At 74.3% G+C, this 1,504-nt stretch carries 2 protein-coding genes; both read left to right on the top strand.

The window, feature by feature from the left end; genetic code table 11:
* Window positions 1-451: hypothetical protein (locus AB0G02_RS39720; protein WP_360805548.1), on the top strand; the 451-nt coding region annotated here is incomplete at its 5' end.
* Between the two features lie 15 nt (window positions 452-466).
* Window positions 467-1,504, top strand: a 1,038-nt coding sequence (locus tag AB0G02_RS39715) for an FAD-dependent oxidoreductase (protein ID WP_360805551.1), incomplete at its 3' end; no start/stop codon positions are given.

Raw genomic sequence — 1,504 nt, 5'->3', positions numbered from 1 at the left:
GGACGAACGGGAACGGGGTGGCCGGCCGGGTCACCCCGTCACCGGCCACCCCGTCCGGGGAACGGCGTCAGCCCAGGTTGTTCGTGTCGAACGTGCCGACCTGCTCGACCAGGTCAAGGCCGGCCGCCAAGCCGCGCGACAGGTCCTCGACGTCCTCACCCGCGGCTCGGCCCTGGCGAGCACCAAGCACTTCCTCGCCGCCCTGCGCGTCAGCCGCGGCACCCTGATCGACGGCGTCTACGCCTGCCAGCTCTCCGCCGACCAGACCCTTCTCTTCACCGCCAACCGCGGCCTCAACACCATCACCGTCTACGACTACCCCGCCTGCACCGTCCGGCTGCGCGTCAAGATGCCCGACCTGCACGAGCACGTCGACGGCCTGCGCCCCTGGTCCGACCCACGTCTGGGCTTCCACCACGGCGCGCTCATCAGCCCCCGCACCGGCCACTGAGGACTGGGATTCGTGATGGGATACAACCGGTTCGACGTGGACGTCATGGTCGTCGGTGACGGGGTGCTCGGGCGTTCGATCGCCTACGCCCTGGCGTCGGAGGGCACCGGGGTCAGGGTTGCCCTGTGCGGCCTCGCGGGGCCGGCGGCGTCGACCGCGGCCGGTGCGATGCTGGGTGTGCTGGGTGAGGTCACCGACGCGTCGTTGACCAGGCCGCACGGTGACCTGAGGCTGCGGATGGCCGTCGAAGCAGCCGAGCGCTGGCCCTCGTGGCGCGCGGGCGTTCGTGAGCGCGCGGCCGCCGCGGCTCCCGCCGAGGACGGGTACGGCCAGGGGACGTTCATGCTCCTCAACGCCGTCTCCGCACCACTGGACGAACGCGCTTTCACCGCCGTGCAGGCCGCCGGGGACCGGCACGGGCTGCCGGTCGAGCACGTCGACCCCGCGGACATCCCCGGCTACCGGCCACTGGACAACGACCGCGCGTTGCGGGCGCTGCACCTGCCCGCGGAAGGTTTCCTGGACGCGCGGTGCTGGCTGGCAACCCTCGACGCCGCCCTGGACGCCCTCCCCGGCACGACCCGCGTCCTCGGTGGACGGCTGACCACTACAGCGTCCGGCTACGCCGTGCACAGCACCGACGGGACGCACACCGCCCCCACGGCGGTCGTCGCGGCCGGAGCCTGGACCAGCCCGGTGCTGCACGCGCTGGACCCGGACCTCACCGTGATGCCGGTGCTGGCGGTGCACGGCACCGCCGTCACCGCCGGCGCCCCCGTCCCACTGCACGCGGTCCTGCGGACGCCCAACCGCGCCTACGCCTGCGGCCTGCACGCCGTGCCCCAAGCCGACGGCGCCTGGTACGTCGGGGCATCCGCCGCGCCCGCCCGCGCGCCCGGCCCCGACCCCACGGCGGGCAGCCTCCGCTTCCTGCTGGACGCGGCCCTCGGCCAACTCCACCACGGCCTGGCCACGGCACCGGTGCACCGGCTCCACCACGGCAACCGCCCCATCGGCCACGACGGCCACCCGCTGCTCGGACCCACCGCCCCC

Source organism: Actinosynnema sp. NPDC023658, from assembly GCF_040639995.1.
In the GTDB taxonomy this organism is placed as follows: Bacteria; Actinomycetota; Actinomycetes; order Mycobacteriales; family Pseudonocardiaceae; genus Actinosynnema.
Note: the sequence above shows the minus strand (reverse complement) of the source record. Positions and strands in the feature narration are given on the sequence as shown.